Source organism: Mycobacterium sp. GA-1285, assembly GCF_001499905.1.
Taxonomy (GTDB): domain Bacteria; phylum Actinomycetota; class Actinomycetes; order Mycobacteriales; family Mycobacteriaceae; genus Mycobacterium.
The window spans coordinates 158614-185091 of the sequence record NZ_LQIS01000002.1 but is presented as its reverse complement, the minus strand read 5'-3'; the positions used below and the strand labels follow the sequence as shown (position 1 = coordinate 185091).

The 26478-nt window shown below is 67.6% G+C and carries 26 protein-coding genes; 17 read left to right on the top strand and 9 right to left on the bottom strand.

Features of this window, described 5'->3' with window-relative positions; genetic code table 11:
- Positions 1–147: 147 nt before the first annotated feature.
- Both AU193_RS02800 and AU193_RS02795 read right to left on the bottom strand, forming a co-directional pair.
- Complete coding sequence (locus AU193_RS02800; RefSeq protein WP_064420808.1) at positions 148–915, bottom strand: CPBP family intramembrane glutamic endopeptidase; 768 nt, start codon at positions 913–915, stop codon at positions 148–150.
- Between the two features lie 19 nt (positions 916–934).
- Entirely contained in the window at positions 935–1732 is a 798-nt protein-coding gene (locus AU193_RS02795; RefSeq protein ID WP_064420807.1) for a DUF2470 domain-containing protein, read from the bottom strand.
- 109 nt (positions 1733–1841) lie between these two features.
- On the opposite strand from AU193_RS02795, the gene pheA reads away from it, so the two are divergent.
- Together pheA and AU193_RS02785 are read left to right on the top strand one after the other, a co-directional pair.
- Positions 1842–2768: a prephenate dehydratase gene (pheA, locus tag AU193_RS02790; protein WP_064420806.1), complete on the top strand. Its 927-nt coding sequence runs from the start codon at positions 1842–1844 to the stop codon at positions 2766–2768.
- On the top strand, positions 2765–3451 hold the full coding sequence (locus AU193_RS02785) for a histidine phosphatase family protein (protein ID WP_064420805.1): 687 nt from the start codon (positions 2765–2767) through the stop codon (positions 3449–3451). Before pheA ends, AU193_RS02785 begins: the two co-directional genes overlap by 4 nt.
- Here the strand turns inward: AU193_RS02785 and AU193_RS23495 are convergent.
- The 3 genes from AU193_RS23495 to AU193_RS02770 are packed head-to-tail and all read right to left on the bottom strand — an operon-like array spanning position 3431 to position 5504.
- Positions 3431–3622, bottom strand: coding sequence for a hypothetical protein (locus tag AU193_RS23495; RefSeq protein ID WP_064420804.1), 192 nt, complete (start codon positions 3620–3622; stop codon positions 3431–3433). The genes AU193_RS02785 and AU193_RS23495 overlap by 21 nt on opposite strands.
- Before the next feature lie 60 nt (positions 3623–3682).
- Positions 3683–4033 (bottom strand): metallopeptidase family protein, encoded by a 351-nt coding sequence (locus AU193_RS02775; RefSeq protein WP_064420803.1) that lies wholly within the window; start codon positions 4031–4033, stop codon positions 3683–3685.
- A gap of 4 nt (positions 4034–4037) precedes the next feature.
- Positions 4038–5504, bottom strand: coding sequence for a septum formation family protein (locus AU193_RS02770; protein ID WP_082682801.1), 1467 nt, complete (start codon positions 5502–5504; stop codon positions 4038–4040).
- A 93-nt stretch (positions 5505–5597) separates the two neighbouring features.
- On the opposite strand from AU193_RS02770, the gene serS reads away from it, so the two are divergent.
- The 3 genes from serS (at position 5598) to AU193_RS02755 (ending at position 8663) form a co-directional block, all read left to right on the top strand.
- Positions 5598–6857, top strand: a complete 1260-nt coding sequence (serS, locus tag AU193_RS02765; RefSeq protein WP_064420802.1) for a serine--tRNA ligase — start codon at positions 5598–5600, stop codon at positions 6855–6857.
- A gap of 82 nt (positions 6858–6939) precedes the next feature.
- Positions 6940–8088, top strand: a complete 1149-nt coding sequence (locus AU193_RS02760) for a zinc-dependent alcohol dehydrogenase (RefSeq protein ID WP_064420801.1) — start codon at positions 6940–6942, stop codon at positions 8086–8088.
- Between the two features lie 11 nt (positions 8089–8099).
- Complete coding sequence (locus tag AU193_RS02755) at positions 8100–8663, top strand: hypothetical protein (RefSeq protein ID WP_064420800.1); 564 nt, start codon at positions 8100–8102, stop codon at positions 8661–8663.
- Here AU193_RS02755 and AU193_RS02750 read toward each other — a convergent pair.
- Both AU193_RS02750 and AU193_RS02745 read right to left on the bottom strand, forming a co-directional pair.
- Complete coding sequence (locus tag AU193_RS02750; RefSeq protein WP_064420839.1) at positions 8660–8992, bottom strand: hypothetical protein; 333 nt, start codon at positions 8990–8992, stop codon at positions 8660–8662. The genes AU193_RS02755 and AU193_RS02750 overlap by 4 nt on opposite strands.
- Positions 8989–10539: an MBL fold metallo-hydrolase gene (locus tag AU193_RS02745; RefSeq protein ID WP_064420799.1), complete on the bottom strand. Its 1551-nt coding sequence runs from the start codon at positions 10537–10539 to the stop codon at positions 8989–8991. The genes AU193_RS02750 and AU193_RS02745 overlap by 4 nt, the downstream gene beginning before the upstream one ends.
- An 88-nt stretch (positions 10540–10627) precedes the next feature.
- On the opposite strand from AU193_RS02745, the gene AU193_RS02740 reads away from it, so the two are divergent.
- Genes AU193_RS02740 through AU193_RS02730 form a run of 3 tightly spaced genes read left to right on the top strand, consistent with a single transcriptional unit; the run spans position 10628 to position 13030 of the window.
- Positions 10628–11404, top strand: a complete 777-nt coding sequence (locus tag AU193_RS02740) for a 1-acyl-sn-glycerol-3-phosphate acyltransferase (RefSeq protein ID WP_064420798.1) — start codon at positions 10628–10630, stop codon at positions 11402–11404.
- 5 nt (positions 11405–11409) lie between these two features.
- Entirely contained in the window at positions 11410–12171 is a 762-nt protein-coding gene (locus tag AU193_RS02735) for a 1-acyl-sn-glycerol-3-phosphate acyltransferase (RefSeq protein WP_064420797.1), read from the top strand.
- Between the two features lie 43 nt (positions 12172–12214).
- Positions 12215–13030 (top strand): Cof-type HAD-IIB family hydrolase, encoded by an 816-nt coding sequence (locus tag AU193_RS02730; protein WP_064420796.1) that lies wholly within the window; start codon positions 12215–12217, stop codon positions 13028–13030.
- A gap of 3 nt (positions 13031–13033) precedes the next feature.
- On the opposite strand, the gene AU193_RS02725 is transcribed toward AU193_RS02730, so the two are convergent.
- Together AU193_RS02725 and AU193_RS02720 are read right to left on the bottom strand one after the other, a co-directional pair.
- Positions 13034–14590 (bottom strand): N-acetylmuramoyl-L-alanine amidase, encoded by a 1557-nt coding sequence (locus tag AU193_RS02725; RefSeq protein WP_371259128.1) that lies wholly within the window; start codon positions 14588–14590, stop codon positions 13034–13036.
- Between the two features lie 194 nt (positions 14591–14784).
- Positions 14785–15669 carry a hypothetical protein gene (locus AU193_RS02720; protein WP_064420794.1) on the bottom strand — a complete coding sequence of 295 codons (885 nt, stop codon included), beginning with the start codon at positions 15667–15669 and terminating at the stop codon, positions 14785–14787.
- A 211-nt stretch (positions 15670–15880) separates the two neighbouring features.
- Here AU193_RS02720 and glf point away from each other — a divergent pair, with 211 nt between their 5' ends.
- From glf to AU193_RS02675, 9 genes are all read left to right on the top strand, one after another.
- The gene (gene glf / locus AU193_RS02715; RefSeq protein ID WP_156425094.1) at positions 15881–17095 is read left to right on the top strand and encodes a UDP-galactopyranose mutase; all 1215 of its coding nucleotides are present in this window, start codon (positions 15881–15883) and stop codon (positions 17093–17095) included.
- A complete protein-coding gene (locus AU193_RS02710) occupies positions 17092–19029 on the top strand; it encodes a glycosyltransferase (protein WP_064420792.1) in 1938 nt (645 codons plus the stop codon). Before glf ends, AU193_RS02710 begins: the two co-directional genes overlap by 4 nt.
- Entirely contained in the window at positions 19022–19546 is a 525-nt protein-coding gene (locus tag AU193_RS02705) for a phosphatase PAP2 family protein (protein WP_064420791.1), read from the top strand. Before AU193_RS02710 ends, AU193_RS02705 begins: the two co-directional genes overlap by 8 nt.
- Positions 19547–19584: 38 nt before the next feature.
- Positions 19585–20553: a decaprenyl-phosphate phosphoribosyltransferase gene (locus tag AU193_RS02700; RefSeq protein WP_371259127.1), complete on the top strand. Its 969-nt coding sequence runs from the start codon at positions 19585–19587 to the stop codon at positions 20551–20553.
- Positions 20531–22606 carry a flagellar motor control protein ZomB gene (gene zomB / locus AU193_RS02695; RefSeq protein ID WP_064420789.1) on the top strand — a complete coding sequence of 692 codons (2076 nt, stop codon included), beginning with the start codon at positions 20531–20533 and terminating at the stop codon, positions 22604–22606. Before AU193_RS02700 ends, zomB begins: the two co-directional genes overlap by 23 nt.
- A gap of 244 nt (positions 22607–22850) precedes the next feature.
- Entirely contained in the window at positions 22851–23906 is a 1056-nt protein-coding gene (locus tag AU193_RS02690) for an esterase family protein (protein WP_064420788.1), read from the top strand.
- Between the two features lie 141 nt (positions 23907–24047).
- On the top strand, positions 24048–24935 hold the full coding sequence (locus tag AU193_RS02685) for an alpha/beta hydrolase-fold protein (protein ID WP_064420838.1): 888 nt from the start codon (positions 24048–24050) through the stop codon (positions 24933–24935).
- Between the two features lie 57 nt (positions 24936–24992).
- Entirely contained in the window at positions 24993–25448 is a 456-nt protein-coding gene (locus AU193_RS02680) for a DUF732 domain-containing protein (RefSeq protein WP_064420787.1), read from the top strand.
- An 18-nt stretch (positions 25449–25466) separates the two neighbouring features.
- Positions 25467–26471 carry a cutinase family protein gene (locus AU193_RS02675; RefSeq protein ID WP_064420786.1) on the top strand — a complete coding sequence of 335 codons (1005 nt, stop codon included), beginning with the start codon at positions 25467–25469 and terminating at the stop codon, positions 26469–26471.
- Positions 26472–26478 lie beyond the last annotated feature (7 nt).

Below are 26478 nucleotides of genomic sequence, written 5' to 3'. Positions count from 1 at the left end.
TTTGTCGTCGGTCCCACCGCGACGCACACCACCGCCGCCGGGCGTCCGGCCGACGGCTCCCGGCGCGGCCCGGGGGGCGGGCCGAACCCGCGGGGCGGTTGCCGGTTGTCGGTCATCTAAAGGAATCTACGTCGCCCACCCGCCTGTTCATCGCAACCAGCCCAGGTGGCCGGCGGCCAGGGCATAGCCGACGAAGGCCACGGCGTCGATCAGCGCGTGCGCGATGATCAGCGGCCACAGCCTGCCGGTCCGCAGATACACGTAGCCGAACACGACGCCCATCGCCAGGTTCCCCAGCCCCGCGCCGAAGCCCTGATAGAGGTGGTAGAGCCCGCGCAGGACGCTGGTCACGACGACGGCGGCCACGGGGCTCACACGTAACTGCCGCAACCTGGTCATCAGGTAGCCGACGACGATCACCTCTTCGGCCCAGCCGTTGGCCAACGCCGTCAGCAGCAGCACCGGTATCCGCCACCAGGTGTCGTACAGCTCGGCCGGCTCGACGTCGGCGTTCATCCCGAGAAGCCGGGCGACCTGGTACAGCGCGAGGCCCGGTAGTCCGATGAGCGCGGCGAGACCGAGCCCGCCCAGCAGATCGCCCCGCCAGCGGGGCCGGCCCAGTCCGATTGACTTGAGGGCAATCCCGCTGCGCCACAACAGGTATACGGCCAACGCGCCCCATGCCGACAGCTGGAACACCCAGACGAGGTTGAGCCCGAGGTCGATGAGGTCGAAAGGAGAGCGGCGCGGATTGAGCGCGACAACCTGACCGGAGAGGCCGAGCAGCACCGACTCGATCAGGTTCAGCAGCGCACTGTAGGCCGACAGCCCGAACGTCACCGCCAGCACGACGACGATCTCGATGCGCAGGGCCCGGCGCGCGGGGTCGGTGAGCTCTTCGGAGGCGCCGGTCACCGGAGTTACGGTAGCGGCGTCACAATTTTCGTGCGCGCAGCCCGTTGAGGAACGGGCAACCCATCAGCACCCGGATCGCCTGGCTCAGCCCGGTGACGTCGTCGACCGGGCGGGTGAACGGCAGCCGCACATCGTGGTCGCCTTCGTCGGTCTCCACGCGCAGTTGGACGCCGTAGCGGTCCAAGCCCAGGGGCCGGACGCGGCCGCGGCGCAACGACATCGGAAGCCGGCTGGCCAGCCGTTCGACGACGTCGCGGTGTGCCGACTCCATGTGCTGCAGCCAGCACGACTCCATCGCGCAGAACGGGTCCGGTCGCGCGTCCAGCAGCGTGGCCACGCCGACCGATTCGGCGCCGGTGGAATCGGCGACGACCACGGAGTCGATCTCCAGCCGCAGTAGTGTATGTCCCTCGTCGCCGTCGGCGACCGCTGAATTCACTTGCAGTAGCGCCGGATTGGGGTCCTCTGAGGCGATCAGATCGAGCAGGGCCGACACCTCACCGGCGGGCACGTCGTGCAGGCGTCCCTGGATCCACACCAGCGAACGCACCGGCTCGCGTAGCGGCAGCGGCGCGTAGTCCGTCATTTCCAGCACCGCCTGCACCCCGTTGGCGCCCGCGCTGACGGCCTTGGCCGCCGCCGCACTGTCGGCGGGGACGGTGATCGCGAACGAGCCGTCGTCGAGCAGGTGGTGAACCGGTGTCTGGCAGGGAGCCCCGTTCTCGCCGCCCTCGACCGCGAGCATCGCGCCACCCGCCTTGGCGCACGCACTGCGGATCCGCTCGGCCGTCGTCGGTGCCGTGACCGTTGTCGCCATGCCGCCTCCTTCGAGATAAGGTGAGCCTAACTTAACTAAGCGACATTGAATCTCGCAAGGCTTTCGTGCAGGGGAACGGCATTACCGCAGTGACCGATAGTGTTGACCCGTGCTGCGCATCGCTTATCTCGGCCCCGAGGGGACCTTCACCGAGGCGGCGTTACTCAAGATGTCGGGCGGCGGCATGCTGCCCGGCGGCCCGGGCGCCGACCAGGTGACCCCGGTCCCGTGCGACAGCGCCGCCGGCGCGCTCGCCGCCGTGCGCGACGCCGATGCCGACTACGCCTGCGTACCGATCGAGAACTCGATCGAGGGTTCGGTGCTTCCCACCCTGGACGGGTTGGCCGGCGGCACACCGCTGCAGATCTTCGCCGAGCTCACCCTCGACGTCTCGTTCACGATCGCGGTCCGCGACGGCACGGCGGCCCAGGATGTCAAGACGGTCGCCGCCTTCCCTGTCGCCGCCGCGCAGGTGCGGCACTGGCTGGGTGAACATCTGGCCTCGGCGCGGGTGGTGCCCGCCAACTCCAACGCCGCCGCGGCCGCCGACGTCGCCGGGGGCCGCGCCGACGCGGGGGTGAGCACCGCGCTCGCCACCAAGCGCTATGGCCTGCAGGCGCTGGCCTCCGACATCGTCGACGAACCCAACGCGCGCACCAGGTTCGTGCTCGTCGGGCCGCCCGCCCCGCCGCCCGGGCGCACGGGCGCCGACCGGACGTCGGTGGTGCTGCGACTCGACAACGTCCCCGGCGCGCTGGTGTCGGCGTTGACCGAGCTCGCCGTCCGCGACATCGACCTGACCCGGATCGAATCACGCCCCACCCGAACGGGATTGGGCACCTACATCTTCTTCCTCGACTGCGTCGGCCACATCGACGACGATGCGGTGGCCGAGGCGCTCAAGGCGCTGCACCGTCGTTGTTCGGATATGCGATTCCTCGGATCCTGGCCGACCGGAGCGGCCGCGGGCGCACCCCCTCCCGGACTCGACGAGGCCTCCCGCTGGCTGGCGCGACTCAGGGAGGGACAGCGGTGAGCGGGCGTCTCGTGCTGGTGCGTCACGGACAGTCGCTGGCGAATGTCCATCGGCGCCTCGACACCCGCCCGCCCGGCGCGGAACTCACCGACCTCGGCCGTGATCAGGCTCGGTCCTTTGCCAGGGCCATGCCGGCCGCGCCGGCGCTTTTGGCGCATTCGGTGGCCAACCGGGCCCGCCAGACCGCCGAGGAGATCGCGGGTTCCCTGCGGTTGCCGCCGGTGCAACTCGAGGGCGTCCATGAGGTTCAGGTAGGCGATCTGGAGGATCGCGACGACGACGAGGCGATCGCGACGTTCGAATCGATCTACCAGAAGTGGCACGACGGCGATCTCGACGTGGCGATGCCCAATGGCGAGACGGGTCACGACGTGCTGGACCGGTATGTGCCCACGATCACCGAGCTGCGGATGCGCCATCTCGACGACGACGCCTGGCACGGCGACATCGTGGTGGTCAGCCACGGCGCGGCGATCCGGCTGGTGTCCTCGGTGCTGGCGGGCGTCGAGAGCAGTTTCGCGCTTGACCACCATCTCGGGAACACAGAGTCCGTCGTGCTGGCACCGATCACCGACGGCAGGTGGAGCTGCCTGCAGTGGGGGTCGATGACGCCGCCGTTCTACCCCGAGCCCGACGTGCGTCCGGTCGAGGACGCCCTGCGCTCAGCCGACCCGATGGGCTGACACCGAGTCGGTGCACGCGCAGCTGAGCGCCTCGCAGTCAATCACGAACGCGTGCGCCACTTCTGGGGTGACGCAATCCGGTTCGGTGCATTCCGACCGATACGCGACGTGGTGAATGACGGTGCCATGACAGTGCTCGAGGCCCGCCACACATTCCCGGCACTCGGTCATGGCCTCTTGATAGCACCCACGGGAGACAAAGCGTGGTTGCCGCGCGGTGCTTTCGGCCGGCTATCCCCACCCGAGTTCGTGCAGGCGCTCGTCGTCGATGCCGAAATGATGCGCGACCTCGTGGATCACGGTGATCGCCACCTCGTCGACGACTTCGTGCTCACTGTCACAGTGCTCGAGCAGCGCCTCGCGGTAGATCGTGATCGTGTCGGGCAGCGAACCGGCGTACCACGAATCGCGTTCGGTCAGGGCGACGCCGTGGTACAGGCCCAGCAGGTCGGGCTCGTCGTCGTTGCGGGCCTCGACCAGCACGACGACGTTGTCCAGCGCGTCGGCGAGCTTCGGCGGTATCAGGTCGAGCGCCTCGGAGACCAGTTCGTCGAACCGTTGCGGGCTCATCCGCACGGCCACGCGGCTACGGTCCCGGCGGCGGAGGCGCGGGCGCCGGTGGTGGCGGTGCGGGCGCGGGCGCGCCAGGCGGCGGGGGCGGCGGCGCGCCAGGTGGTGGAGGTGGCGGCGCACCGGGCGGCGGCGGCGGTGGCGGCGCACCGGGCGGTGGCGGTGCACCGGGGGCCGGCGGCGGCCCGCCGTCGATGAAGGTGTTGCCGGGGGCGGGCGCGGGGTTGGCAGGTGCGTCGCCCTGGTGGACATCCGTCGACGCCGGACCGTGCGTCGACTGCTGCTGGTCGCTGGTGTCGCTCGAGCCGCTACTGCTGCCGCTGTCGCTACTGCTGCCGCCGGAGGACTGGCCGCTGGTGGCCTGGGACGTGTCGACCGGCTCGTTGTCGGTGATCGGGATCGGTGGGAAGTTCAGCCGTTCTTCCGGGATGTCCGGGGGAGGCACCGGGGGCTGACCGTTGATCAGCAGCGGGCCCTTGGCGCTGTTGAGCAGCGTCGACCAGCCGCCGTTGCCCAGTGTGGCACCGATGCTGCAGGACACCTGGCGGCTGCCCGCCGACCAACTCGGCAGCGAAATGGTGCTGTAGATCAGCGTCAGGGTGGTGCTGCGCAACTCGATGGGCGCCAGGTAGGCGTCCGTCATCCGGGTGCACGCATCCTTGATGAAGCTGTCCTGCTCGGGCTCGGGCGGCAGCCCGCCGGGGAACCTCTCGGCGAGGTTCACCGCGCCGGTGACCTCCATCGCGTGCGGGGCCGCGCAGTCCACCGGAATGTCGGTGGGCTGGTTGGTGGTGGGGTCGATGCCCAGGCACGTGCCCGGCGGCCACACCTTGGACTGGTCGATCTCGGCGACCTTGCCGGAGAACGGCAGCTGCTGGTTGTTCGGGCCGGGCAGCTGCAGTCCGCACAGCATGCGGCGCTCGCCGGATTGGCGCCAGGCCTTGTCTCCGGACCACAGCATGCTCACGGTGAAGCGGCTGTTCGGGTCGAAGCGCGGACCCAGGTAGTTCTTCACGGCAGTCGAGCACTGCTCCTGGCTGATCTGCTGGATGCGCGCACTCGACGGCGGCGCGGCGTCCGGACCGTACTCGCTGCCGGGGAAGGTCCGCATGTCGACCGACTCGGCGACCTCGAACCGGTGCTCCTTGCTGCAGTCGACGATCTCGGCGGCATCGGGTGTGCGGTCGGGCCAATTGAGGCAGTCACCCGCCTTGGCGTGTTCGAACGTCGCATTTCCGCGCGGGCCGAGGGAGATCGTGCTGGCGGTCAGGCCGCTGGAGCCATCGGTCTGAGGTAGTGCGGTGATGAGGCCGGCGATCAGCAGCCCGCCCAGGGCCGTCAGCACGAGCGCTCGGCGCGTCGGCGTGGCACTCAGACTGGTCCACCACGCCACCCGCTGCGACGCCTGTGTGTCGCCTTCCTGCAGATCGGCGTGGTCGTGCTCGCCGACTGGGCGACCGGGTGCCTCCAACATCTGCTCCATTGTGACAGGCGCGTCGAGTGCTGTGACAACTGTTGCAGTTGTAAAGTTATGCGGTTGTGCTGGCCTGGTCCGTCGACCAGTAGGGTTGCGCCCGTGATCGACCTCAAGTTGCTGCGCGAAAACCCGGATGCGGTCCGTGCCTCGCAACGCGCCCGCGGCGAAGATCCCGGTCTCGTCGACATGTTGCTCGAGGCCGACGCCGCCCGCCGCGCCGCGGTGTCGGCGGCCGACAATCTGCGCGCGGAGCAGAAGGCCGCGAGCAGGCAGGTGGGCAAGGCCGCGCCCGAGGAACGGCCCGCGCTGCTCGAGCACGCCAAGCAACTCGCCGAAAAGGTCAAGGCCGCCGAGGCCGAACAGGCCGACGCCGCGCAGGCGTTCACCGTCGCCCACATGGCTCTGTCGAACGTGATCATCGACGGCGTGCCCGCGGGCGGCGAGGACGACTTCGTCGTGCTCGACACTGTGGGTGAGCCGCCGCGCATCGACGATCCCAAGGATCACGTCGAGCTCGGTGAGTCGCTGGGCCTCATCGACCTCGAACGCGGCGCCAAGGTGTCCGGCGCGCGCTTCTACTTCCTCACCGGGGCGGGCGCGCTCCTGCAGTTGGGTCTGCTCCAGCTGGCGGTCAGGCTCGCCACCGAGAACGGGTTCACGTTGATGATTCCCCCGGTGCTCGTGCGTCCGGAGATCATGGCCGGCACCGGTTTCCTCGGTGCGCACGGTGAGGAGGTCTACCGGATCGAGTCCGACGACCTGTACCTGGTCGGCACCTCGGAGGTGCCGCTGGCCGGATACCACGCCGACGAGATTCTGGACCTGTCGGGCGGACCGTTGCGCTATGCGGGCTGGTCGTCGTGCTTCCGGCGCGAAGCCGGCAGCCACGGCAAGGACACCCGCGGCATCATCCGCGTGCACCAGTTCGACAAGGTCGAGGGTTTCATTTACTGCAAGCCCGAGGACGCCGAGACCGAACACGAACGGCTGCTGGGCTGGCAGCGCCAGATGTTGGCCAAGATCGAGGTGCCGTACCGCGTCATCGACATCGCCGCAGGTGATCTCGGGTCGTCTGCGGCACGCAAATTCGACTGTGAGGCTTGGGTTCCCACGCAGCAGACCTACCGCGAGCTGACCTCGACATCGAACTGCACGACGTTTCAGGCGCGCCGGTTGGCGGTGCGGTACCGCGACGAGAACGGCCGCCCGCAGACCGCCGCGACGCTCAACGGAACCTTCGCGACCACACGATGGCTGGTGGCGATCCTGGAGAACCATCAGCAGCCCGACGGCAGCGTCCGGGTGCCGCAGGCGTTGACGCCCTTCGTCGGAACGGATGTGCTCACGCCGGCCGAATAGGACGGCGCCTCACGGAAGCGTTGGTGGTTTCGCGCGCCCGCACCGGGGTAAAGCGATCGGATCCCCGACCCTAGGAGGCGCCGTGAAGGCGATGGTTTACCGCGGTCCGTACAAGATACGCGTGGAAGACAAGGACATTCCGCCGATCGAGCATCCGAACGACGCGATCGTGCGGGTGACGCTCGCGGCGATCTGCGGTTCGGACCTGCACCTCTACCACGGGATGATGCCCGACACCCGGGTCGGGATGACGTTCGGACACGAGTTCATCGGCGTGGTCGAGCAGGTTGGCTCGTCGGTGCGGAACCTGAAGGCCGGCGACCGGGTGATGGTGCCGTTCAACATCTTCTGCGGCTCGTGCTGGTACTGCGCGCGTGGGCTGTACTCCAACTGCCACAACGTCAATCCGAACGCGACGGCGGTCGGGGGCATTTACGGGTACTCCCACACCTGCGGCGGATACGACGGTGGGCAGGCCGAATTCGTGCGGGTCCCGTTCGCCGATGTCGGCCCTGCGATCATTCCCGACTGGATGGCCGACGAGGACGCGCTGATGTGCACCGACGCGCTGGCCACCGGTTACTTCGGGGCGCAACTCGGCGACATCGTCGAGGGCGACGTCGTCGTGGTGTTCGGCGCCGGCCCGATCGGGTTGTACGCCGCGAAATCCGCGTGGCTCATGGGTGCGGGCCGGGTGATCGTGATCGACCACCTCGAATACCGACTGGAGAAGGCCCGTACGTTCGCCCATGCCGAAACCCTCAACTTCACCGAGTACGACGACATCGTCGTGGAGATGAAGAAGACCACCGGCTATCTCGGCGCCGACGTGGCGATCGACGCGGTGGGCGCCGAGGCCGACGGCAACCTGCTCCAGCATGTGACCGGCGCCAAGCTCAAGATGCAGGGCGGTTCGCCCGTCGCACTGAACTGGGCGATCGACTCGGTGCGCAAGGGTGCCACGATCTCGGTGATGGGGGCTTACGGGCCGATCTTCTCCGCGGTCAAGTTCGGAGATGCGCTGAACAAGGGCCTGACGCTGAGGATGAACCAGTGCCCGGTCAAACGGCAGTGGCCGCGGCTGTTCTCGCATATCCAGAACGGCTACCTCAAGCCCAATGACATTGTCACCCATCGTATTCCGTTGGAGCACATCGCCGACGGCTACCACATCTTCTCCGCCAAGCTCGACGACTGCATCAAGCCGGTCATCGTGCCCAACGCCGCCTGAAGGGGATCGCCATGACTTACACCGCCGACCATCCACCCGTCCCGACGTCGGACGACCTGCGGGCCCGTATCCCGGGGTGGGGTGCCGACCTCGACCCGGCGGACCGGCCCTCGGTGCCGAAGCTCAAGCCGGTCGAGACCGGCGCTCACTGGGACTTCCCCGAGCGCCAACCCGAGAAGTGGCCGCGGGAGCGTTCCATCGAGCATCAGTTCCTGACACCGGTGTTCGGCACGTCGACGCCGCCGCGGGGACTGTCGGGTGCGATCCGGCGCTACTCCTACCGCACCTACAGCGAGGGCCGCGCCGCGCACTGGCTGCTGCTGATCCTCGCCGACCGCGTGGACGCCGCCGAACACCACCTGCAGTCAATGCTCAGTCTCCGCCCGGACAACCCCATCACCCAGACCGGCGTCAAGACCGAGTTCACGTACAACGGTCTTGCCGCGCGCGCCAAGAGCAAGCGGGCGGACGCCAATCACATGTGGCTCGATCCGGTGATCGTGGCCGGTCCGTGGGTGGCAACTGCGGGGGCGGGACTGCTGGCTGCGCGCCGGCTACGCCGCAACCGGGGCTAAGGCTTCAGCAGTTCGTCGAGTGCCTCGATGAGCTGTTCGGGGTGTTCGGGCGTGAACGCCGGTTGCCACCGGTTACCGTCGACGTCGAGGGTGACGAGCGTGTCCTTCAGCGGCCTGCGCATGTCCAGGGGTAGCCAGCGGCGCAAGTCGGAACTGCCCCACAGCCGGAAGCGGTGCACCCAGTCCAGCGGTGACGCGGTGTATCCGCGGATCGACCGCAGCGGAATGACTTTCGACGTACCCGAGGGGAAGTGGTACCGGCGCAGCGTGACCGCCTCTCGGTCGAGCTGGATCATGCCGTCGTCGTAAAACTGTTGGGGCGCGGTCACTTCCGGGCGCACCTCAACTCGTGACCCCGGGTGGTCAGGCATCGGCCGTTCTGCAGATTCCACTGCCACCCGTGCAGATTGCAGGTCAGCGTCGAGCCCTCGACCACGCCGAACTTCGACAGGTCGGCCTTCAGGTGGGGGCACCGGCGCTGGATCTCCCAGCCGTCGAGCGTGATCGATGCGGAATCGTCGTGCGCTTCGGCGAACCAGCCGTCGGCGTAGGCGATCCGCTCGTCGGTCAGGCACTTGAAGAACGTGTACAGGTACTCGTTGTACCCGCCGACCCGCCATGCCCGGAACCGGGTGGACAAGAAGATGGTGTTGACCCAGTCCGGTTCGTTGTCGCGCAGAACGGTGCGCACCAACTCCGGCGGGATCGCGAAGCCGTACCGGAACTTCTCTTCGGGAACCGGTTCGCGCACAGCACGTTTCGGGAAGTCGATGACCACCGTTTCCGGGCCGAGTCGCAGCTCGACCGGGTAGCCGATACCGTCGCAGATCTGATCGCTCTGGATCATGATCGGCTCGAACGCGGTGCGCAGCGGTTCCAGCAGCGACTCGCCTGCCGCGTCGGCCCAGCTCGCCTTCTCCGCAGCGAGCACGGGCGCCATCCGCTCGGCGTAGTCGGCGATGTAGCCGGCCTTGCCGGTGGTGAAGATCGATTCGACCTCGTCGTCGGTCAACGGGTGGTTCAGCGAATCCAGTTGCGAGCCACTGAAACTCGCGGTCGTACCCGGAATCATCAGCAGCCCGCCGTCGTGGCCGTGAGTGCGCATCTGGTCCAGGAACACCATCTGGTCGGGGAAGATGTTGGCGGGGTCGTCGTGGTCGTCGTTGAGGTCGCGCAGTTCCGGGTCGAGGAAGCACGGCGGGCCCGCGGACGGGATGACCCACGTCGCACCGACCTGTGCGATGTACTGGCGGCAGCGGTCCATCTGGCGCTGACGCTTCTGGACGCCGAACGCCTCCTTGGCGCGCGCGGGCATGTCGTAGACCATCGGGTACCAGATCGCGCCGGAGTACTGCAGCATGTGCACGTCGACGTGGCCGAAGTCCGCGTGCAGCACGTCGAGGTCGACCGGGCGCGCATCGTTCATGTTGAACGCCACGGTCTGACCGTCGTCGACCACGAGTCCCGAATCGCCGATCGGGCCGTCGGCCGGGGCGCGCAGCGCGATGATCATCACACCGAGCTCGCCCTTTGGGCCGGCCACGGTGTGTCGCACGGAATCGGTGGTCTCGAAGAACCGGTGGAAGCCGAGCTTTTCGAGTTCGCGCTGCAGATCGGGCACCGGATAGTCGGGCAGCAGCACCACCGCGTCCTTGTTGACGTGTTCGCGCAGCAGTTTGGGATCGAAGTGGTCGCGGTGCAGGTGGGAGACGTAGAGGTAGTCGCAGTCGCCGAGCGCGTCCCAGTCCAACCCGCTGTTGTCGGGGAACGGGAACCACGACGCGAAATACGCCGGGTTCACCCAGGGGTCACACAGGATGCTCCCGGCCTTGGTGTCGATGCGAAAACCCGCATGGCCGATGCTGGTGACCTGCACTGATGCCCCTTCTTCGACGGTGTGGTCCTCGCGGCGAGTCTAGCCCGCCGACGGCCCCTCCTCGTCCCACGCGACTAGGCTGCCTGATGTGGAACCCGTATACGGCACCGTCATTCAGCTGGCGCGGCTGATCTGGCGCGTGCAGGGACTCAAATTTACGGTCACCGGCGTGGAGAACCTGCCGACCACCGGCGGCGCCGTCATCGCCATCAACCACACGAGCTACTTCGACTTCACCTTCGCGGGCCTGCCGGCCTACCGGCAGGGCCTCGGCCGCAAAGTCAGGTTCATGGCGAAGAAGGAAGTCTTCGACCACAAGATCACCGGGCCGATCATGCGCAGCCTGCGCCACATCGAGGTCGACCGCGCCAGCGGCGCCGCGTCGTTCGACGAGGCGTGCCGGCGCCTCAAGGAGGGCGAACTGGTCGGGGTGTATCCGGAGGCGACGATCAGCCGCAGCTTCGAGATCAAGGAGTTCAAGTCCGGGGCCGCGCGCATGGCGATCGCCGCCGACGTGCCGATCGTGCCGCACATCGTGTGGGGCGCCCAGCGGATCTGGACCAAGGATCATCCGAAGAAGATGTGGCGGCCCAAGGTGCCGATCACCGTTGCCGTCGGTGAGCCGATCGAGCCGACGTTGTCCGCGGCGGACTTGACGGCCCTGCTTCACTCCCGGATGCAGCACCTGCTGGAACGGGTTCAAGACGACTACGGTCCGCATCCCGCCGGCGAGTTCTGGGTGCCGCACCGGTTAGGCGGGGGTGCGCCGACGCTCGCCGAGGCCAACCGGCTGGATGCGGAGGAGGCGGCCGAGAAGGCCGCCAGGCGCGCCCAGCGTCCCGACCCCAGCGGAGCACCCGGGTAGCCGCCATGGAGCCCGTCTTCTACACGCTCGAGGTTCTGGTCAAGGCGGCGGTCAGGATCAACGGCTACCAGATCGGCTACCGGGGCTTGGAGAACATCCCCACCAGCGGCGGCGCGGTGATCGCGATCAACCATACGAGCTACGTCGACTGGCTGCCCGCCGCGCTGGCGGTGCACTACCGCAAGCGCCGCCTGCGGTTCATGATCAAAGAAGAGATGCAGGACGTGAAGGTCGTCAACTTCCTTATCCGCCGCACCGGCACCATCCCGGTGGATCGACGTGCCGGAGCCAGGGCGTACGCCGCTGCGGTGGAACGCCTGCGGGCCGGTGAGCTCGTCGGCGTCTACCCGGAGGCCACCATCAGCCGAAGCTTCGAGCTCAAGGACTTCAAGACCGGCGCCGCCCGCATGGCCCTTGACGCCGACGTGCCGATCGTCCCGCTCATCGTCTGGGGTGCGCAACGGTTGTGGACCAAAGATCATCCCCGTCGTCTGCGCCGCAACAGGATTCCGATCACGGTGCAGGTGGGTAACCCCCTACGGGCCGGCGAGACCATGGAGCAGACGTTGCAGGAACTGCGTTCGGCGATGACCGAACTGCTGCATGAGGCGCAGCGCGACTACCCGCGTCCCCAAGGGGCGTATTGGGTGCCGCGCCGACTCGGCGGCTCGGCACCGACCCTGGACGAGGCGAAGGTGCTCGACGAGGCGGAACTGGCCGAGCGTGCCCGCAGACGTGCCCTGCGCGAAGCCAAGAGTCAGCGGTGAGACAGGGCAACGGGGCACGCCGTTCGCCGCGACGGTCTGCGCTATGACCCAGCCCTTGCTGATCGCCTCCGACGTCGACGGGACGTTGCTCGACGACGACGAGAAGGTGTCTGCGCGCACCAGGGCCGCGGTCACCGCCGCCGTGGAGTCGGGGACGACGTTCGTCCTCGCCACGGGACGGCCGCCGCGGTGGGTACAACCGGTCGTCGACGCACTGGGCTTCGCCCCGATGGCGGTGTGCGCCAACGGTGCTGTGCTCTACGACCCGGCCGACGACCGCATCGTGACCGCGCGCACGCTGAGCACCGACGTGCTCGGTGAGCTCGCCGAGATCGCGACGCGGGCGATCCCGGGAGCCGGCCTGGCGGTCGAGCGAGTGGGTCGCAGCGCCCACGACGCAGCGACCCCGCAGTTCGTCAGCTCACCCGGTTACGAACACGCGTGGCTGAATCCGGACAACACCGAAGTGTCGCTCGAGGACCTGCTCAGCGCGCCCGCGGTCAAACTGCTCGTCCGTAAGGCGGGCGCGCGCAGTTGCGACATGGCGGCCGCGCTCGCCGATCACGTTGGGCGCGTTGGCGATATCACATACTCGACCAACAACGGCCTGATCGAGATCATGCCGGCCGGCATCAGCAAGGCCACCGGGGTGGCCGAGCTGGCCGAGCCGCTGGGCATCGCCGCCGATGAGATCATCACGTTCGGCGACATGCCCAACGACGTGCCGATGCTCGAATGGGCAGGGCTGGGAGTGGCCATGGGGCACGCCCATCCGGACGCGTTGGCCGCGGCCGACGAGGTCACCTCGACCAACAACGACGACGGCGTCGCGCGTGTGCTCGAGCGATGGTGGACGTAGACCTCAGGTGCTCATCGGCGGGGTGAAGCGCTCGAGTTGCACGGGCGCGGTGTCGAAGTCGGGCTTCGGCAGCTCCACGGGAATCCCGTCGAGAACCCGTGTCAGCGTGCCGTTTTCGCGGTCGAAGTTCAGCGTGCCGTGCTGGAAGTTCTGCACGATCCACAGCGGCTCGTGGATCTCACCGCTGGTGGGCAGGCCGAGCGCACCGCGTTCGAAACCCAGTGCCCCCCAGGCTTTGTAGATCTCGCCGGTGACGGGTTCGGCGCCCGTCTCCGGTGACCAGTAGATCGCACCGCGTTCGAACGGGACGTAGCGGGCACCACCCTCACCCGAGGCCTCCAACGACGTCGGCCTGCCCAGTGGGCTCTTCATCGCGCCCATCGCCTCCCACTTCGCGAAGATCGCGCCGCCACGCAGTGATTCGGCCAGGTCGTCCGGCCCCGGCGGTTGATTGAAGCGTGCGGCGATGTCGCGGATGCGGTCCATCAGCGCATACGCCGCGTTACCAGGGCACTCCGTGGCGCCGACGTCACGGTGGGTGAAAATCGCGGGCAGCCGCGGTGTCGCCCCGGTCGGGAAACTCGAGAACGACCCGCCGCCTGACGTCAGCACCACCGAGCCGCGGGGGTCGACGTGGTCCAGTCCGAGCCGCCATCCCAACAGCCGGGCCGTCGTGCGCAACTGAACAGGCGTCGGCGGTACTGCTTCGAAATTGCCCATCATCGCCACACCCCAGGTGTCGCGATTGAAGCCGCCGGTGTGCGCCCCCTCGACGGGCCTGGTGATACCGCCCGCACGTCCTTCGAAGACCTGTCCGAACTTGTCGACCAGTGCGTTGTATGCGATGTCGCACCAGCCCAAAGTGCGGGTGTGGTACTCGTAGATCGAGCGGACGATGCCCGCCGAGTCCTGCGGTGTGTATTCGTTGCTGCCCGCGGTGTGGTGCACCACCCCCGCCCGAACCCCGGAGTCGAACCGGGGACCTCCGCACCGCATCGATTCGTCGGCGCCCCACTGCGCGCGGTTGATGATGTTGGGCGGCACCCCGGGCGCGTTCACCGCCGACGGAGGAGGCAACGTGTCGACCGGCGGCGCTTGCGGTGGGCTGATCAGCACCGCGTTGAGGTTCTGGCCGAAGGAATGCTCCGTGTTCGCAGGGACATAGCCCAGATCCGGGGTTGGCCGGGGCATCGCCTCCGGCGTCTCGGGTGCGCCGGGCGGACGGGTCACCGCGATCTGCACCGTCGTGGTGCGGCCCACGAACACGGGCTCGGTGCCGGCAGGTCCCGCGGACGGAGCGTCCGGGCCGACACCTTCGAGGGGTTCGGCGGCATACCACGGCCCCCACGTGCCGTCAGCCTTCTTGGCGCGCACCCGCGCGGTGGTCCCGGTGAAGTCCTGTGCCGTCAGCGCCACCATCGAGAACGGCGTTTCCTGGTGGATCTCGCGGATCGTCTCCCCGCCGCCGAGGCCGGTCAGCGGAAGCTCCGCCATCTGCGGCGCCTGGGTCGCTTGCTCGCCGCCGTCACCGGGCAATCCGAACAGCGCCATCGGCAACATGACCACCGTCGCCGCAAGCGCGGTGAACAGCAGCGACGGCGTGGGACGGCGAGTCGGCACGGACTGATGTTACGTATGTGCCATGTGGTGCTTGTGGTGCGACACGGCCCGAAGCAGAACTAATCGATCGCGAACCCCGCACCGGCACCGCAGAGCCGAAGCGGCTTCTGCGGTGCCGTCTCTGGTGCCAGGTCTCAGGCGCCGGGTGCGGGCGCGGGCACGGGGGCCGGGACAGGAGGCGCGGCCGGGGCACCAGGCGGCTTGGCCGCCGACATGATCGCCGGCATCACCATGCCCTTGAGCAGATCGATCGCCTGTCCCGCGCCGAGCTGATCGGCCATGCTGGACAGTTCGCCGATGATGCCGCCGCTGCCGGAGGTGCCGGTGGCCGCGGGCATCGTCGCCAGCGAGGGATCGCCGAGGATCGGATAGGTGCCGGCGGCGGGGTCCAGTCCGATCGGCGCTGCGATCGGCACCTCGCTCGAGGCGGGAAGCCCCGCCGCCGACGAGATCGGCGTGGTACCGAGCGCCGGATCGGTCAGCGCCGGCGGCGTGGACAGTCCGGGCGTGGTCAGCCCCGGCGTGGTCAACCCGACGTCACCGGCCGGACTGGTCAGCCCCGGACTGGTCAGCGCCGGATCGGTCAGTGACGGCGCGGTCGCCGTGACACCGGGAACCGTTGCGCTCGGGGCCGTGAGGCTCGGCGACGTCAGGCCGGGCGTGCTGAGCCCGGGCGCCGTCAGGCTCGGCGACGTCAACTCGGGCGTGGTGAGGGCCGGCGTGGTCAGCCCGGGCGACGTCATCGTGGTGGGCGAGCTCGATCCCGTCCCGGTCAGGAGGCCGGTCGGCATCGGCGGAACGTTGATGCCGAACTGCGAGAGGCCCTGGGACAAGGCGGACATCAGCTCGTTCGGAAGATCGGTGATCGTCGCCGCCTGCACGAATTCGCGGTGCTGGGGGGCCGGCTCGGTGGCATCCGACAGCTCGGTCACGGCGACTACTGCAGCGGGACTTGCGACTGCCAGGGCCAGGACTGCGCTGGTGGCTGTCGACAGCCTGCGTCGACGTCGGTTCGGCACGGAAGTCTCCTCAATACATGGGCTACGACTATTAGTGGCGGCTAGGCGATTCAGGTGAACGGCCCAGGTCGTGCGCTGTCGGCGGTCGGAACCGACGTGATCGACGGTACTGGTGTGACTGATGAGACGAAAGTGACGATATGTAATCGTGAGCCGATCGCAATATTCGGCTCTTGTCGGATTCGGGCAGCGCGGTCGCGGTCGGATACCCTTGCTGCCGATGACAGCTCGTTTTGACCTCTTTGTCGTCGGTTCCGGATTCTTCGGTCTGACGATTGCCGAACGCGTGGCGACTCAACTGGACAAGCGTGTCCTGGTCATCGAGCGTCGCCCCCACATCGGCGGCAACGCCTACTCCGAACCCGAGCCGCAAACAGGGATCGAGGTGCACAAGTACGGCGCCCACCTGTTCCACACCTCCAACAAGCGGGTGTGGGATTACGTGCGCCAGTTCACCGAGTTCACCGGATACCAGCACCGGGTGTTCGCCATGCACGGCGGGCAGGCCTATCAGTTCCCGATGGGGTTGGGGCTGGTGTCGCAGTTCTTCGGCAAGTACTTCACCCCCGACGAGGCGCGGCAACTGATCAAGGAGCAGGCCGCCGAAATCAAGACCGAGGACGCGCAGAACCTCGAGGAGAAGGCCATCTCGCTGATCGGGCGTCCGCTCTACGAGGCGTTCGTCAAGGGCTACACGGCCAAGCAGTGGCAGACCGATCCGAAGGATCTGCCGGCCGCCAATATCACCCGGCTTCCGGTTCGTTACACGTTCGACAACCGCTACTTCAACGACACCTACGAGGGGTTGCCGGCCGACGGCTACACCAAGTGGTTGGAGAACATGGCCGCCGACGACCGCATCGAGGTCCGGTTGGGCACGGACTGGTTCGACGTCCGTGGCGAACTCCGCCGGGAGGCGCCGTCGGCTCCAGTCGTCTATACCGGCCCGCTCGACCGGTACTTCGACTACGTCGAGGGCCGATTAGGTTGGCGGACACTGGATTTCGAGTTGGAGGTGCTCGACACCGGCGACTTCCAGGGCACACCGGTGATGAACTACAACGACCTCGACGTGCCCTACACCCGGATTCACGAGTTCCGCCACTTCCATCCCGAACGCGCGTACCCGACCGACAAGACGGTCATCATGCGCGAGTTCTCCCGGTTCGCCGCCGACGACGACGAGCCCTACTATCCGATCAACACCGAAGCCGACCGCGCGCTGCTGGCCGCTTACCGGGCCCGGGCCAAGGCCGAAACCGCTTCTGCGAATGTGTTGTTCGGTGGCAGGCTGGGGACCTACCAGTACCTGGACATGCACATGGCCATCGCCAGCGCGCTGAGCATGTACGACAACACCCTCGCCCCGCACCTGCGCGACGGTGCGCCACTGACCGAACCGAGCCCAGAAAGCAGTAGCGCATGAGTGAGATCCCCTCCGGCGCACTGGATTCCGCGGAATCGAAGGCGGTCAGCCTGCTGGCCCGCGTGATCCTCCCGCGTCCAGGCGAACCCCATGACGTCCGCAAGCTCTACATCGAGGAGGCGGAAACCAACGCCAAGCGCGCGCACGCGCCGTCCCGCACCGAGCTCGAGATCGGCACCGAATCGCAGGTGTCGTTCGCGACCTACTTCAACGCGTTTCCGGCCAGCTACTGGCGACGTTGGTCGATCCTGCAATCGGTGGTGCTGCGGGTCGAGTTGACCGGCAGCGCCCGCGTCGACGTCTACCGGTCCAAGGCCACCGGCGCGCGGATCACCGTCGGTGGTGCCCCGATCGTCAGCGAGCGCGACGGTGAACCGGCCCATGTCGAGTTCGAGGTCGACCTGGGCCCGTTCGAGGACGGTGGCTGGATCTGGTTCGACATCGCCACCGACGCAGCGTCGACCTTGCACCACGCGGGCTGGTACGCGCCGTTGCCCGCGCCGGGCCGGGCCAACATCGCCGTCGGCATCCCCACCTTCAACCGACCCGCCGACTGCGTCAACGCGCTGGCCGCGCTGACGTCGGACCCGTTGGTGGACAAGGTGATCGGCGCGGTGATCGTGTCCGATCAGGGCACCGCCAAGGCCAAGGACCATCCGGGTTTCGACGAGGTGGCGGCCGCGCTGGGCAACCGGTTGACCATTCACAACCAGCCGAACCTCGGGGGCTCCGGCGGTTACAGCCGGGTGATGTACGAGGCGCTGAAGAACACCGACTGCGAACAGATCCTGTTCATGGACGACGACATCCGCGTCGAGCCCGACTCGATCCTGCGGGCGTTGGCGATGAACCGGTTCGCGAAGACGCCGACGCTGGTCGGCGGCCAGATGCTCAACCTGCAGGAGCCCTCGCACCTGCATGTCATGGGTGAGATGGTCGACTCCGAGAACTTCATGTGGACCAACGCGGTCAACACCGAGTACGACCACAACTTCGCCAGACACAGTCTGGCCGACGAGGATTCGGCGCGCAGCAGGATGCTGCACCGCCGCATCGACGTGGATTACAACGGCTGGTGGATGTGCATGATCCCGCGCCAGGTCGCCGAGGAACTCGGTCAGCCGCTGCCGCTGTTCATCAAGTGGGATGACGCCGACTACGGACTGCGTGCCGGTGAGCACGGCTATCCGACCGTCACGCTTCCCGGCGCCGCGATCTGGCACATGGCATGGAGTGACAAAGACGACGCGATCGACTGGCAGGCGTACTTCCACCTGCGTAACCGGTTGGTCGTGGCGGCGCTGCACTGGGACGGCAACGTCGGTGGGCTGATCGCCAGCCACCTGAAGGCGACCCTCAAACACCTTCTGTGCCTGGAGTATTCGACCGTCGCAATCCAGAACAAGGCGATGGACGACTTCCTGGCCGGGCCGGAGCACATCTTCTCGATCCTGGAGTCCGCGCTGCCCGAGGTGCGCAAGATGCGCCAGCAGTATCCCGACGCGGTGGTGCTGCCCAGCGCGGCCGAGCTTCCCACACCGTCGGACAAGCGTTGGCGCAGGAAGGTGAAGATCCCCACCAACGCGCTGGCGATCTCGGCGCGGTTGTCCCGCGGCGTGATTCATCAAATGCGCCCGCATGACCCCGAGCATCATCGCCGTCCGCAGATCAACATCGCCACCCAGGACGCCCGGTGGTTCTCGCTGTGCCGGGTGGACGGTGCCACCGTGACGACCGCGGACGGCCGTGGTGTCGTGTACCGCCAGCGCGACCGCGAGAGGATGTTCGAACTGCTGCGGGAATCGCTCAAGCGCCAGGCGCGGCTGGCGCGCAGGTTCAACCGGATGCGCAAGGTCTATCGCGAGGCGCTGCCGACTCTGACGAGCAAGCAGAAGTGGGAGACGGTCCTATTGGAGTCGTCTGCACATGGATGAGACTCCGCGCGGCGAGGAGGCCGCGCTGGTCGCGGTGCAGTCGGCCCTCGGTGACCGCCCGCAGGTTCTGTCGGCCGCGCGCGCGTTGTCCCATTTCGGCGAGCACAGCCTCGGATGGCTGGCAATCGCCCTGCTGGGAGCGCTGTTTCAGGCCGATCGTCGGCGTGCCTGGCTGATCGCGGGCGCTGGTGCGTTCGCTGCACACGCCGCCGCGGTATTGATCAAGCGGGTGGTTGGCCGCGAACGGCCGCACCATCCCGCCATCTCGGTCAACGTCGGCACGCCGAGTCGGCTGAGCTTCCCGTCCGCGCACGCGACATCGACCACCGCGGCCTCTGTGCTGATGGCCAGGACCACCGGCTTACCGCTGCCGGCGTTGTTGGTACCGCCGATGGCGTTGTCGCGGTTGGTGCTCGGCGTGCACTATCCCAGCGACGTCCTGACCGGCGTCGCGGTCGGGGCTGTCGTCGCGAAGGTCGTCGGCACGGTGGCCGACCGCGCCGAAGGGAACGCATGAGTATCTCCAGTGACAGCAGCGCAGAGAGCGCACGGCCTATGAGCGAGAAACCAGCACCGGGCGAGAAACCAGCACCGCGTGAGCAACCGGCACCGAGTGGAGAACCGGCACCGCGGAAGGGGCCGCCACGCAATGTCGCAACGGGTTTGGTCAAGGCGATCCGGCCGCGCCAATGGGTGAAGAACCTGCTCGTGCTCGCCGCGCCCATCGCCTCCCTCGGCGGGGACGTCGACTACGACTATGGCGGCGTCGCGATCAACATACTCATCGCGTTCGTGACGTTCTCGCTGGCCGCCTCGTCGATCTATCTGGTCAACGACGCCCGCGACGTGGAGGCCGACCGCCAGCATCCCACGAAGCGGTTCCGGCCGATCGCGGCAGGTGTCGTACCCGAATGGCTTGCCTACACCGCAGCGGTGGTGTTAGCGGCTGCCGCGCTTGGCATCTCGGTGCTCGCCTCGCTGAACCTGACGGTGGTCATCGCGGTCTACATCGCGATGCAATTGGCGTACTGCTTCGGTCTCAAGCACCAGGCGGTGCTCGACATCTGCATCGTGTCGTCGGCGTACCTGATCCGTGCCATCGCCGGCGGTGCGGCGGCGGGCATCCCGCTGTCGCAATGGTTCCTGCTCGTGATGACGTTCGGCTCGCTGTTCATGGTGGCCGGTAAGCGGTACGCCGAACTGCAACTCGCCGAACGCACCGGCGCCAAGATCCGCAAATCGCTGGAGAGCTACACGGCGTCCTACCTGCGTTTCGTGTGGACGTTGTCGGCCACGGCGATGGTTCTCTGCTACGGACTGTGGGCCTTCGAACGTGACGGCGCCACCGCGTCGTGGTACGCGGTCACGATCATTCCGATCACCATCGCGATCCTTCGGTACGCGGTCGACGTCGACGGCGGATTGGCCGGGGAGCCCGAGGAGATCGCCCTCAAGGACCGGGTACTGCAGCTGTTGCTGCTGGCGTGGATCGGGACCATCGGTGCCGCCGTCTTCCTCAGCTGAGACCATCCGCCGGCCAGGTGCGGGCGGGTGGGCCGATGAGATCGGCCGCGGCTTCGCCCGCTGGCCCGCGTTCCGGTACGACAACACCGTCCGGATCAGCCTGTGGCTCAGCGTGCTGGTGGTCGTGGTGCTGTTCGGCTGGGGCGCTTGGCAGCGGCGCTGGATCGCCGACGACGGCCTGATCGTCTTGCGGACGGTCCGAAACCTGTTGGCAGGCAACGGCCCGGTGTTCAACGCCGGTGAGCGCGTCGAAGCCAACACCTCGACCGTGTGGACCTATCTGGTTTACCTCGGCGCCTTGGTGGGTGGCTCCGCGCGGCTGGAGTATGTGGTGCTCGTCCTGGCGCTGGTGCTCAGCGTGTCGGGTTTGGCGTTCGCGATGTTGGGCACCGGCCGGTTGTATGCACCGAGCCTGCAAGGCCGGCGCGCGCTGATGCTGCCGGCGGGAGTGCTGGTCTACATCGCGCTTCCGCCCGCGCGTGACTTCGCCACCTCCGGGCTTGAAAACGGTTTGGTGCTGGCGTATCTGGGTCTGCTGTGGTGGATGATGGTGTGCTGGTCCCAGCAACCGCGGGGCCACCGCGCGACCTCTCCCCCTGTCCAGCGCGGAGGCGCACCGACCATCCGCAGGCATCCTGTCGGACCGCAGGCGTCACGTCCGGTCAGCCGAACCTTCGATGTCGCACTGGCATTCGTTGCGGGCCTGAGCGTGCTGGTCCGCCCCGAGCTGGCGTTGATCGGCGGGTTCGCCCTGGTGATGATGCTGATCGCCGCGCCCGATTGGCGCCGCCGCGCGGTGATCGTCGTCGCGGGCGGCCTGCTTCCAGTGGCCTACCAGATCTTCCGAATGGGCTACTACGGCTTGCTGGTTCCCGGTACCGCGCTGGCCAAAGACGCGAGCGGATCGAAATGGTCGCAGGGCTGGGTCTATTTGGCGAATTTCAATCAGCCCTACCTGCTGTGGGCGCCCGCGATCCTGCTTGCCGGGCTTGCCGGGGTCGTCTGGGTCATTCGCGGGCGTTCTCGACCGAACCGCGGTGCGGTGGCCCGCGGCTCCGGGTGGTTGGCGCGGACGGTGCAGAGCCCCGGTGCGGTGGTGATCTTCTTCCTCGTCAGCGGTCTGCTACAGGCGCTTTACTGGATCCGTCAGGGTGGGGACTTCATGCACGGCCGGGTGCTTCTGACACCGCTGTTCGTCATGCTGGCACCAATCTCGGTGATCCCCGTCGTCCTTCCCGACGAGACCCGAATGGCCCGTGGCGCAGGCTATCTGTTCGTCGGCGCCACCAGCCTGCTGTGGCTGGCGGTGGCGGGATGGGCGCTGTGGGCGGCCAATTCGCCGGGAATGGGCCGGGACGCCACCCGCGTCACGTACTCCGGCATCGTCGACGAGCGGCGGTTCTACGCGCAGGCCACCGGCCATGCGCACCCGCTGACCGCCGCGGACTACCTGGACTATCCGCGGATGCGTGCGGTGCTCGAGGCGTTGGAGAACACGCCCGACGGCGCACTGTTGCTGCCGTCGGGAAATTACGACCAGTGGGACGTGGTGCCCGCGCTACCGCCGCCGCCGGACGCGCCGGACGATTACAAAGGCCCGCACACGGTCTTCTTCACCAACCTCGGCATGCTGGGCATGAACGTGGGACTCGACGTTCGGGTCATCGACCAGATCGGGCTCGCCAATCCGTTGGCGGCGCACACCGCGCGTCTCGAGGACGGCCGAATCGGCCACGACAAGAACCTCTTTCCCGATTGGGCGATCGCGGAGGGGCCGTTTCTCAAAGAGCCGCCGTTCATTCCGAACTACATCGACGAGGACTGGGTCAGACAGGCCGAGGCGGCGCTGGAGTGTCCGGAGACCGACGCGATGCTGAACTCGATACGCGGCCCGATGAGCCCGCGTCGGTTCCTGTCGAACCTCGTGCACGCCTACGGGTTCGCGCAGTACCGGATCGACCGCGTACCCCTCTACGAACTCGCACGGTGCGAATTGCCCGTGCCGGAACCCGTATCCGAGCCGTACACGGGCATGCCCGCCACGGGTCCGTAACGCCGCGACCCATCTCGGCCGATAGCAACAAAGGCATCCAGACGGTCTACCGATGGCCGGAGGAAACCTGAAGGAACTGGAGGAACCCTGCATGGTCGCAGCACTCCGCAATGAAGCGGCGTGACCAGGGTGGACATGTCTCGAATGGGAAGATCACGCCGACGTGTGGTTGACTGCACGGGTTACGCGGCAAGCCTCGTGGGCGGTTCCGCGTGCGGCACACGACAGATGGGATAGATGAAGCATGAAGTTCGTTGGCAAGATCCGGGGTGCCTGGGTCCGCCGGCTTGCGGGAGCCGCCCTTGCGGCCGCCGTGCTGCCGGGCTTGGTGAGCGCCATCGGAGGCTCGGCCACCGCGGGGGCTTTCTCTCGTCCGGGTCTGCCGGTCGAGTACCTCATGGTTCCGTCCGCGGGGATGGGCCGTGACATCAAAGTTCAGTTCCAGAACGGCGGGCCGAACGCGCCTGGCGTGTACCTGCTCGACGGTCTTCGTGCACGCGATGACTTCAACGGCTGGGACATCGAGACCGCGGCGTTCGAGTGGTACCTGGACTCCGGCCTCGCGGTGATCATGCCGGTGGGTGGCCAGTCCAGCTTCTACAGCGACTGGTACAAGCCCGCCTGCGGTAAGGCCGGTTGCCAGACCTACAAGTGGGAGACGTTCCTGACCCAGGAACTGCCCGCGTACCTGGCGGCCAACAAGGGCGTGAACCCGAACCGCAACGCCGCGGTCGGGCTGTCCATGGCGGGGTCGTCCGCAATGACGCTCGCGATCTACTACCCGCAGCAGTTCCAGTACGCCGCTTCGCTGTCGGGCTTCTTGAACCTGTCCGAGGGCTGGTGGCCGATGCTGGTCGGGCTGTCGATGGGTGACGCCGGCGGCTACGAGTCCGAGGACATGTGGGGCCCGTCGAGCGATCCGGCGTGGAAGCGCAACGACCCGATGGTCAACATCGACAGGCTGGTCGCCAACGGCACCCGCATCTGGGTGTTCTGCGGTAACGGCAAGCCGGCCGACATCAACGGTAGCGGCGTCGCGGCAGGCGACAACTTCAACGCGAAGTTCCTCGAGAGCTTCACGCTTCGCACGAACGAGACGTTCCAGGAGCAGTACCTCGCCGCGGGCGGAAAGAACGGTGTGTTCAACTTCCCGCAGGCCGGTACCCACAGCTGGGAGTACTGGGGCCAGCAGCTGCAGCAGATGAAGCCCGACATCCAGCGGGTGCTGGGCGCCACGCCGCAGCCGTCGACCCCGATCGCGACCGAAGCCTCGCTCACGACGACGGACGCCGGTAACTGACTGGTACGGCAATAACTTCATAGTCGGCGGCGGCGATCCTGCGGGGTCGCCGCCGTCGGCCCTTTTCCGACCACGTCTGCGGCCGTGTGTGATTGACTACCTCGCGCGGGGACAGCAGACCAAGGTGAGGTGGACGAGCCGATGCAAGGGATCTTCCGGGCAATCTTGACCGTGGCGCTGGCCGCGGGCTTGTGGACGGCGGGGACGGCCATGGCGCCGTCGGCGAACGCGCAAGTCGAGATGCTGATGGTGCCGTCGGCCGCGATGGGACGCGACATTCCCGTCGCCTTCCAGGGCGGTGGCCCCCACGCGGTCGTGCTGCTCGACGCGTTCAATGCGGCGCCCGACGTCAGCAACTGGGTCACCGCGGGCAACGCGATGAACACCCTCGCCGGTAAAGGCATCTCGGTGGCCGCACCCGCGGGCGGCGCGTGGAGCATGTACACGAACTGGGAGGCCGACGGCAGCCGCCAGTGGGAGACCTTCCTGGCCGACGAGCTGCCGAACTGGTTGGCCGCCAACAAGGGGCTGGCGCCGTCCGGGCACGGCATCGTCGGTGCGGCGCAGGGCGGCTACGGCGCGATGGCGATGGCCACCTTCCACCCGGACCGCTACCGCTTCGCCGGCTCCCTGTCGGGCTTCCTGACCCCTGAGCGCACGGGCGTCGACGGTGCCATCACCGCGGGGCTCGCGCAGTTCGGCGGTGTCGAGACCCGCAACATGTGGGGCATGCCACAGCTGGGCCGCTGGAAGTGGCACTCACCCAACGTCCACGTGCAGTTGCTGGCCGACAACAACACCCGCTTGTGGGTGTGGAGCGCCCCGGCCGGCGGGTGCACCGATCCCCCCGCGATGATCGGCTACTGCGACATCGCCCAAGGCACCAATCGCGAGTTCTACCAGCACTATCGCTCCGTCGGCGGGAAGAACGGACACTTCGACTTCCCGACCAGCGGAACCCACGACTGGGGTTCCTGGAGCGGTCAGCTCGCGGCCATGAGCGGCGAATTGGCGGCGACGATCGCTTAGCCGGCGACCCGCTCCGCGGAACCGGGGCCGCACGTCGGCAGCCGGTACCTTGGAGGGGTGCAACGCTCGGTACGGACGACGGCGGCAGGGTCGCTGCTCATAGCTTCGGCGACGGCGTTGCTGACCGGGTGTTCGGGCCCCGACGTCATGGCGGCCATGGGTTTGCCGACGTCGGAGGCAGCGCCCGCGCCCGGGCAGGCCAGCGAGACAACGGCTCCGCCGTCGGCGACCGGACACTCCAACACGCTCGTGCTGACCGACCGGCAGCGGGGTTATCTCGACGCTCTCGCCTCGGCCGGGGTGACGCCGTCCAGCGACCTGCTCGCGCTGCGGATCGGGTCGTACGTGTGCCAGGCCCGGGCCGCCAAACACGACGACCAGAAGGTCTGGGACTCGATCCATCCGCTGGTGCGCGGCGATGCGATGGATCACATCATCGGTAGGTCGCCGACCGTCGACGTCGACGCCGCCACCGCCGATTACATTCGCATCGCAACCGAACGACTCTGCTAGCAGGAGCCCAACCGAAACATGGCCACTACCAACCGGCGGAAACGCCACCGCATTCTCGCGCTCGTCGCCGCCGGCGCGATGGCGCTCGTGGTGGTGCTGCTCTTGGTGATCGTCGTTGTGATCCTGCGCAAACCCGAGGGCCCGACCGGTGTGCCACCCACCGGGGTGCCCCCGACCGCAATCAGCCCCACCAAGAAGCCGCGCCCGGAGTTCCAGGATGCGAGCTGCCCCGATGTGCAGATGATCTCGGTCCCGGGCACCTGGGAGTCCTCACCGCAGCTCGATCCGTTCAACCCGACGCAGTTCCCGATCGCGCTGCTGCTCAATGTCACCAACCCGATCCGCGGGCAGTTCGGCAACGACCGGGTCGAGGTGTTCACCGTCCCCTACACCGCGCAGTTCCACAACCCGTTCTCCAAGGACGGGCAGATGACCTACAACGACAGCCGCGCCGAAGGCTTCCACGCAACCGTCAAGGCCTTGACGGACATGAACAACCGCTGCCCGTTGACCAGTTACGTGATCGTCGGGTTCTCCCAGGGCGCCGTCATCGCCGGAGACATCGCCAGCGATATCGGCAACGGGCGAGGCCCGGTCGACGAGGATCTGGTGCTGGGTGTGACGTTGATCGCCGACGGCCGCCGGCAGACCGGCGTCGGCGTGGACGTCGGCCCCAATCCACCGGGTCAGGGTGCCGAGATCACGCTGCGCGACGTGCCCATGCTCGACGGCATGGGTTTGGCGATGACGGGTCCCCGGCCGGGCGGGTTCGGCATGCTCAACGATCGCGTCAACGAGATCTGCGCTCCCGGTGACCTGATCTGCTCGGCCCCGCCGGAAGCGTTCAACATCATGAACCTGCCCAAGACCATCGACATCCTGCTCGGCGGTGCGGGACAACCGATTCACGCGATGTATGCCACCACGCAGTTCTGGAATTCCGACGGGCTGGCGTCCACCGAGTGGACGCAGCGCTGGGCGCGGGAATTGATCGATAACGCCCCGCGCCCGAAACATGGCTGACCTGTGA